This is a genomic window from Pseudoalteromonas sp. S3178 (genome assembly GCF_005886985.1).
In the GTDB taxonomy this organism is placed as follows: Bacteria; Pseudomonadota; Gammaproteobacteria; order Enterobacterales; family Alteromonadaceae; genus Pseudoalteromonas; species Pseudoalteromonas carrageenovora.
Map to the genome: position 1 here is coordinate 22447 of NZ_PNCW01000094.1, position 7177 is coordinate 29623.

Genomic DNA, 7177 nt, shown 5'->3' on the forward strand with positions numbered 1-7177 from the left:
TTTTGTGTTTAAAAATATAAGATAACAGGACTTAACACGTCCTTAATTATGCTGCGTGTTTGTTTCAAAAAAAAGTTAAACACGCAGGATTTTAGTCTACTTTTTCTGTAGGTTTTTCCAGAGCAGTTTACTAATATTTTCTATAAATGCTGGGTCTTCTTGTTTTATCGTTTGTAAAATCTGTTTGTTTATTTGTGTTTTATTTTGAGCATAAATCCAACGATTTTTATTAAATTGCTGTGCAAATTCAAGTACACCAGCTTGTAGATCTTCGTTATTAGTAAACACTTCTTCTATTACATTGTTTTTTAAAAGATCGCTTGCACCAACACGCTGCCCAGACATAGCTAAGCGGTTAAAGTAGGTGTGAGGAATTGCTTTATGAATAATAGGGATCATAGAAGGCACAAACGGGACGAGTACATCAACCTCAGGAAAACAGAAAAAGCCTTTGTCTGATTTCATAAATCTAAAGTCACACGCACACGCAAGTACAGCACCATTACCATAAGTATGGCCGTTTAGCGCTGCTATAATAGGCATCGGAAAGGTAACAATACGCTTTAATAGCTGAGTTATTTCAAGCATAAAGTTAGCGATATCTGTAGGTGTGTTACTTGAGTTAGACATCCATTGTAAGTCGATTCCAAGTGACCAGTTTTTATCACTCGATGATGTTAATACTACCGATGTAATGGCTTGGTTACTTTCAATGTTATCTAGGTGTTGGTTAAGTTGCGCTAAAAATGCGGGGTTGTGGCGGTTTTCAGCGGTGTTCATGGTTAATATAGCGGTGTTATTTTCGTTTTTAAACTCTATTAATGCTGTCATTAAACTCTCACTTGTTGTTTTTTAGCGTAACTTTAAGCGCTGTTCGTTACTTTTATAAGTAACATAGTAATACTTTACTTATAATTTATAAACCCAAAACAAGTTAAGAGCCCCTCTGCGTTATTTGTGTGGCTTATGGGTATCGCATTAAATTAGAGAGTTATTTGACGCGATAGCAAATTTGTTTTTAATAAAATGGATACTAAAGCCAGCCTTTTTGCCTTGCAATACGCGCGGCATCTACGCGGTTTGTAGCGTTTAGCTTTGCGATTGCATCAGACAAATAGTTACGCGTAGTGCCTTCGCTTATAAAAAGCTGCTTAGCAATCTCACTTGTTTTAAGACCATCGCTTGCAAGCTTGAGTGCTTTGCGTTCTTTGTCGGTCAGTGGATCGGCATCGTCTAGGGCGTTAATAGCAAGCTCTGGGTCTATTACCTTTTGCCCTTGCATTACTTTTTTGAGCGCGTTGATAAGCTCATCGCTCGGGGCTTCTTTTAATATAAACCCTTTAACACCCGCACTTAATGAGCGCCTTATATAACCCGCTCGTGAAAACGTGGTCATTATTACCATTTTTATATCAGGAAATTTTACCGCTATTTGCTCACTCAGCTCTATGCCATTCATATTTGGCATTTCGATATCGGTTAAAATAATATCAGGCATGCTGTCGTCTGTAAGGCTAGTTATTGCTGTTAGCGCATCTTGGCCGTTACTTGCTTGGCCTATTACCTCAATATTAAAATCAAGGCTTAGCAAAGCAGCAACTGCGTCGCGAACCAGTGCTTGATCTTCCACTAAATATACTTTGATCATTGTAAATCCTTAGCTGTAATTGGCAGTATTACATTTAAAGTAAAGCGCTCGCCACATGTAAAACTAGCACTACCATTAAGTTGCTCTGCGCGCTCTTTTATACCGGTTAAGCCATTGCCTGCGTTTAACGTGCTGCAAGGAGCGTGGTCGATAACCGTTATAAGTAATTGCTGCGCTGTTTGCTCTATATTTATTTCGCTGTTTTTTGTACTGCTATGGCGCAGTAGATTAGTAACGGCTTCTTTAATAATAAGCCCTGCTAGCCCTTCTACTTTAGCGGGCAAAGTATTTAAAACCACGTTAAATGTAACGTTAAACTCTTGCTCTATAAGCCTTTGTTTAAGCTGCGCCAGCTGACTAACTAAATTAAGCTGTTTTAAATCACTAACGGCGTTTCTTACGTCGCTTAACAGTTGCCTAGCAAGATCAGCAACTTGTGCTATTTCGTTATTTGCCTGCTCATATCGCTCACCTTGGTTTAACTTATTGGCAAGCTCTGCTTTTAACGCAATTGATGAAAGTGAATGACCTAAAATATCGTGCAGGTCGCGCGCTATTCGTTCACGCTCAGCAATGGCAGCTAATTGCTCTAATTGGTTAGCGCTTTCTTGCTCGCGCATTTTGTGCAGCCGCTCTTTTTGACTAGCTATACCAAAGGCAAATAATGCGGCTGAAATTAATAATGTGCCTGCTAAAAAATATTTTACATTTTCCATATCAGCTAAGTAGGCGCTTAATAACACCGCAAAAGCAATACCAAATACTGCGTATACCCTGTGCCTTTTACTATACGATTCACCCGCTATAAAAGTGATAAATCCGTATAAGGTAGACGTGCCTGTGGTATAAAATGTAGCGCTAAAACAAACCACTAACATCATTATAAACAGTTTAGAGATAGCTTTTGTTTCACAGTTCATGGCTTTTATATAAAGCAAAATAAATACAATATAAAACGCCACACTCATTACAATTGTGTTTACTGGCAAATGCGATAAGTTAAAAAGAGTGGGTAATAAATAAAACCCCGTAAAAATTAATGGCGCGTACTTCCAAAAATTTTTATCTGCTGGTTTTGAAAGTGTGTTAGCTTCACTCATACCCATACCTCTAAGTTATTATTTTTATTTAAAGCACTATTTTTATTAATAAATATAAATAACACAAAAACACTAATGAGTATAAAGTAATCATTTATTGAAACACTAAAGCTAATTGATTCCAAAAACTCGCTAATCGCCAAGCTTATTAAAACGAATGTATTCATAGCAACCTCCAAGTAAGTAAGGTAACTATGCCAAAGCCCAAAATTAATAAGAGTGTGAAATGTCATTAACTTTGCTGACAATTGTCATGTTTTATAAATTTCATCCTGTAGGCGTTCGTCCAGTGATAACATATTAAAAAAAGGAGATGATGTTTAAATGCAGCCACAACAGCAAAGTTTAATTTACTTACATATTGCCGTATTACTTTTTGGGGGCACTGCCCTTTTTGCAAAACTAATTGGTTTAAATGCGCTTGATATTACTGTTTATAGAACCGCCATTGCTGGTATGGCTATTTTCGCCATGCTGTACTTTCAAAAAAAACAAATAAAGCTCAACAAGCCAAAAGACTATTTAATAGCGCTATTTTTAGGTGTTGCAGTAGGCTTACATTGGGTAACTTACTTTGCAGGCATGCAAATGGCAGGTGTTACTATTGGTATGCTGGCTTTTTTTAGTTACCCCGTGATGACGGTTTTTTTAGAACCACTATTTAATAAAAGTAAGCCCCAAGCAAAAGATATAATAAGTGCAGCTGTTGTAGTCATGGGCATATATTTACTCGTGCCAAGTGCCGATTTAGGTGACGATGTAACCCTTGGTGTAATTACCGGGATTGTATCGGCTTTGTTTTTCTCAATTAGAAATATTACCCACAAGCGCTACTTTAGCCAGTACGGCGGCCCACAAACTATGTTTTACCAAACCTTAGTGGCAAGTTTAATGTTATGCGCATTTATTGAAGTTCCTGTGTATGAGGTTAGCGACCACGACCTAATTTTAATTGCTGTGGCGGGTATTATTTTTACGGCTACACCGCACTCGTTATTTGCAGCCAGTTTAAAACATTTATCTGCAGCAACTGCGGGGTTAATTTCTTGCTTACAACCACTTTATGGCACAATACTGGCTATAGTAATTATTCATGAACGCCCTACTTTAATGACCCTCCTTGGCGGTGCGCTTATTGTTAGTGCTGCATGTTTTGAAACCTGGTCTATCACTAAAAAGGCTCGACAATGAAAGTATTTGCACACCGAGGTGCCAGCGGCGATTACCCCGAAAACACTAAAAGCGCAATTTTAGAAGCACTAAAAGCGGATGTTGATGGCATTGAGGTTGACGTTCAAAGTGCGCTTGATGATTACATGATTATTCATGATTCGTGGCTCGATAGAACCACCAACGGAACAGGTAAAGTAAGGGCCTTTAATGCCCAAGCTTTATTTAAATTAGATGCGGGCAACGGCGAAAAAATACCTACGCTTCAGCAATTACTAGATTGGAATAACAATAAAACATTATTAAATTTAGAGCTTAAACACACCTTTGAGCTTGAAAAGTTTGCAGCTGTACTTGAGAGCAATATTGCAGCTGGCAACATATCAAAAGATAACGTTTTAGTGTCGTCGTTTGATCATCATCAATTACAGTTCCTAAAAAAAGCACTACCATGGCTTAAAATAGGCGCACTTACATCGTCGATTCCTCTACATTATGCAAAATTTGCTCAAGAGCTAAATGCATTTAGTGTTCATGTAGATAAAAGCTTTGTAAATAAAGCATTTGCAGATGATGCTAAAAAACGGGGCCTAAAGATTTATGCTTATACGGTCGATAAAGAACAAGATATATCACTGATGCTTGAGTATGGCGTAGATGGAATTTTTACTAATTACCCCGCGCAAACTAAAGCTTATTTAGCGTCGAAATAGCAAAGGTAGCTTACCCATTGCTAATAAAATTACAGGGCTTGAGTTTAATGAGTGGTTTTATGAAAATTTATAATTATGTAGAACAAACATTCTTTTTTACGCTAACCCGTAAAATAGTTGGCAACTTGAGCTTTGTATTTTTGTTTCAAGCAATTACATTATTTTGGTTATACCAAAGCTTAAGCGAACAACAGCAAAGTACAGGGCTATTTTGGTTGCTAACTTTAGTGATTATATTTGGCTTTGTTTTTACTCTTTTTTATATGCGCTTTTTAATTGTACGCCCTGTAACTGCAATGCGAGATACCTTAATACAAATAAACCAGCAAGATGCCAATTTAGCAGCCAAGCTCCCTCATTTTTCTTACGATGAATTTAAAGATTTAAGTACGCAGTACAACCTATTTACTACTCATTTAAGTGAGCTATTAAGTACTACGCACAATAGCGCTCAAGCTAGTGCTCACAGTAATACCCAAGTGACTGAGTCTATGCAAAGTACTGAGCAATTAAGTGAGCAGCAAATTAATTTAAGCCACAGTATTATTAATGCCAGTATGCAAATAACTCAAAGCTTACAAAACATAGTAAGCAACACAGACAGCGTGCATGAGGTAAATAATGAGCACCTAAATTTTGTAAAGCTATCAGCATCAGAGCTTTTAGCTTTAGTTGAACAAGTTAAACTTATTACCAATATGCTAGGTAACTTTTCAAATACGGTGGCAGGGCTTAAAGAAAACAGCGAAAACATTCGCAGCATATTAAAAATGGTTGAAGAGTTTTCTGATCAAACTAATTTATTGGCACTAAACGCTGCAATTGAAGCGGCTAGAGCCGGTGACGCAGGTAGAGGCTTTGCAGTTGTTGCTGATGAAGTACGTACGCTTTCAATAAAAGTAAGTGGTGCAACTAGGCAAATTAGCGACTTTATAAATCAAATGAACGAGCTAGTAAGTGAAACAAACAAAGAGTCAGAGCAATTAATTGCCCACTCTAATAACGCGCAAAGCGCGATAAGTAATACATCTGATGGCTTTACTAAAATGCTTAATGAGTTTGAACAAAACCAGCAGCAACTCCAACAAATAGTAAATGCAGTACATATGTTAGAGAACACTCAAACACAAACTCATCAATCAGTAGAGCAGATTGTAGCGCTTGGTGAGCAAGCTAAACAGCAAATAGACACAGCCCTTAACGATTGCCAACAATCGCAGCAATTAAGCTTACAAACCCAGCAACAGTTAAAGCGTTTTGTACTTTAACAGGCGTTTTCGCCCACCAGCAAATATGTTAAATTACGCGGCTATTAATTTAAGCGTGAAATGTGTGTGAGCAATCCTACTCCAAATTATGAACAACTAGCCCAACAAATCAAAGTATGGGGGCAAGAGCTTGGCTTTAGCGAGGTTGGCATAACCGACATTGATTTATCGAAACACGAAGCACAATTACAGCGCTGGCTTGATGCGGGTTATCACGGGTCAATGGATTATATGGCAGCACATGGCATGAAGCGCGCTCGCCCTGCTGAACTAGTACCCGGAACTCAGCGCGTTATTTCGGTAAAAATGAATTACCTTCCCCCTGATGCAAGCTTTGCTAAAACACTTAAAAATAGCGAAAAAGCCTACATTAGCCGCTATGCTTTGGGCCGCGATTACCATAAATTAATGCGTAATAGGTTAAAAAAGCTAGGCCAAAAAATAGAGCAAGAAATTGGCGCTTATGGCTTTAGGCCATTTGTAGACTCAGCGCCGGTGCTAGAGCGCCAACTTGCTGAAAAAGCAGGCTTAGGCTGGCGTGGTAAACACTCTTTATTAATAAACCAAGAAGCCGGGTCGTGGTTTTTTTTAGGTGAGTTATTTGTTGATTTACCCCTACCAATTGATGATGAAAATATCTTTGAAGGCTGTGGCAAATGTGTAGCCTGTATTACGCTTTGCCCTACAGGTGCAATTGTAGAGCCTTATGTGGTTGATGCCCGTAAATGCATATCGTATTTAACTATTGAGCACCAAGGCGCTATACCACAGCAGTACAGAGCTTTATTAGGTAATCGAATTTATGGCTGCGACGACTGCCAACTGGTATGCCCGTGGAACCGCTATGGACAAATAACCGATGAGCAAGATTTTCATCCTCGTACACAATTAAAAGATAAAGACTTACTTGAGTTATTTGCTTGGGACGAAGCAACGTTTTTAAAAAACACCGAAGGCAGCCCTATTCGCCGTATTGGTCATGAGCGATGGTTACGTAATTTAGCGGTGGGTTTAGGAAATGCCGATTTTAGCCCTAAGATAGTTTATGCCCTTGAAGATAAAGCACAAAAATGCAGCGAGCTTGTTTTAGAGCATATAAATTGGGCACTTATACAGCAAAACGACAAACTGCGTGTGCAACTTCGTAAAACCCTGAGACTGATTAGAATTGTAGAAAAAGGTTTACCCCGAGATGCTTAAATACTCGGGAGTAAACCTCTAGATTTAAACGTACTAGCTTTTTAAAAGCAACGATAGATTGTACTAGCTCAGACTTGA

The 7177-nt window shown here is 38.3% G+C and carries 7 protein-coding genes; 4 read left to right on the forward strand and 3 right to left on the reverse strand.

What is annotated here, in order from left to right; genetic code table 11:
* Positions 1 to 96: 96 nt before the first annotated feature.
* The 3 genes from CWC11_RS19715 to CWC11_RS19725 all read right to left on the reverse strand — a co-directional run bounded on the left by CWC11_RS19715 (position 97) and on the right by CWC11_RS19725 (position 2748).
* Entirely contained in the window at positions 97 to 831 is a 735-nt protein-coding gene (locus tag CWC11_RS19715; protein WP_138684052.1) for an enoyl-CoA hydratase/isomerase family protein, read from the reverse strand.
* Between the two features lie 202 nt (positions 832 to 1033).
* A complete protein-coding gene (locus CWC11_RS19720) occupies positions 1034 to 1648 on the reverse strand; it encodes a response regulator transcription factor (RefSeq protein ID WP_138684053.1) in 615 nt (204 codons plus the stop codon).
* Complete coding sequence (locus CWC11_RS19725) at positions 1645 to 2748, reverse strand: sensor histidine kinase (RefSeq protein WP_138684054.1); 1104 nt, start codon at positions 2746 to 2748, stop codon at positions 1645 to 1647. The genes CWC11_RS19720 and CWC11_RS19725 overlap by 4 nt, the downstream gene beginning before the upstream one ends.
* 324 nt (positions 2749 to 3072) lie before the next feature.
* Here CWC11_RS19725 and CWC11_RS19730 point away from each other — a divergent pair, with 324 nt between their 5' ends.
* The 4 genes from CWC11_RS19730 (at position 3073) to queG (ending at position 7099) form a co-directional block, all read left to right on the forward strand.
* Entirely contained in the window at positions 3073 to 3939 is an 867-nt protein-coding gene (locus tag CWC11_RS19730) for a DMT family transporter (protein WP_138684055.1), read from the forward strand.
* Entirely contained in the window at positions 3936 to 4631 is a 696-nt protein-coding gene (locus CWC11_RS19735; RefSeq protein ID WP_138684056.1) for a glycerophosphodiester phosphodiesterase, read from the forward strand. The genes CWC11_RS19730 and CWC11_RS19735 overlap by 4 nt, the downstream gene beginning before the upstream one ends.
* Positions 4632 to 4678: 47 nt before the next feature.
* The gene (locus CWC11_RS19740) at positions 4679 to 5899 is read left to right on the forward strand and encodes a methyl-accepting chemotaxis protein (RefSeq protein WP_138684057.1); all 1221 of its coding nucleotides are present in this window, start codon (positions 4679 to 4681) and stop codon (positions 5897 to 5899) included.
* A 66-nt stretch (positions 5900 to 5965) separates the two neighbouring features.
* Positions 5966 to 7099 carry a tRNA epoxyqueuosine(34) reductase QueG gene (gene queG, locus CWC11_RS19745; RefSeq protein ID WP_138684058.1) on the forward strand — a complete coding sequence of 378 codons (1134 nt, stop codon included), beginning with the start codon at positions 5966 to 5968 and terminating at the stop codon, positions 7097 to 7099.
* Positions 7100 to 7177: the final 78 nt, after the last annotated feature.

Coding starts and splice junctions, on each gene's coding strand:
- CWC11_RS19730 (WP_138684055.1), top strand. CDS start 3,073: ATGCAGCCACAACAGCAAAGTTTAATTTACTTACATATTGCCGTATTA.
- CWC11_RS19725 (WP_138684054.1), bottom strand. CDS start 2,748: ATGAGTGAAGCTAACACACTTTCAAAACCAGCAGATAAAAATTTTTGG.
- CWC11_RS19740 (WP_138684057.1), top strand. CDS start 4,679: ATGAGTGGTTTTATGAAAATTTATAATTATGTAGAACAAACATTCTTT.
- CWC11_RS19720 (WP_138684053.1), bottom strand. CDS start 1,648: ATGATCAAAGTATATTTAGTGGAAGATCAAGCACTGGTTCGCGACGCA.
- CWC11_RS19735 (WP_138684056.1), top strand. CDS start 3,936: ATGAAAGTATTTGCACACCGAGGTGCCAGCGGCGATTACCCCGAAAAC.
- CWC11_RS19715 (WP_138684052.1), bottom strand. CDS start 831: ATGACAGCATTAATAGAGTTTAAAAACGAAAATAACACCGCTATATTA.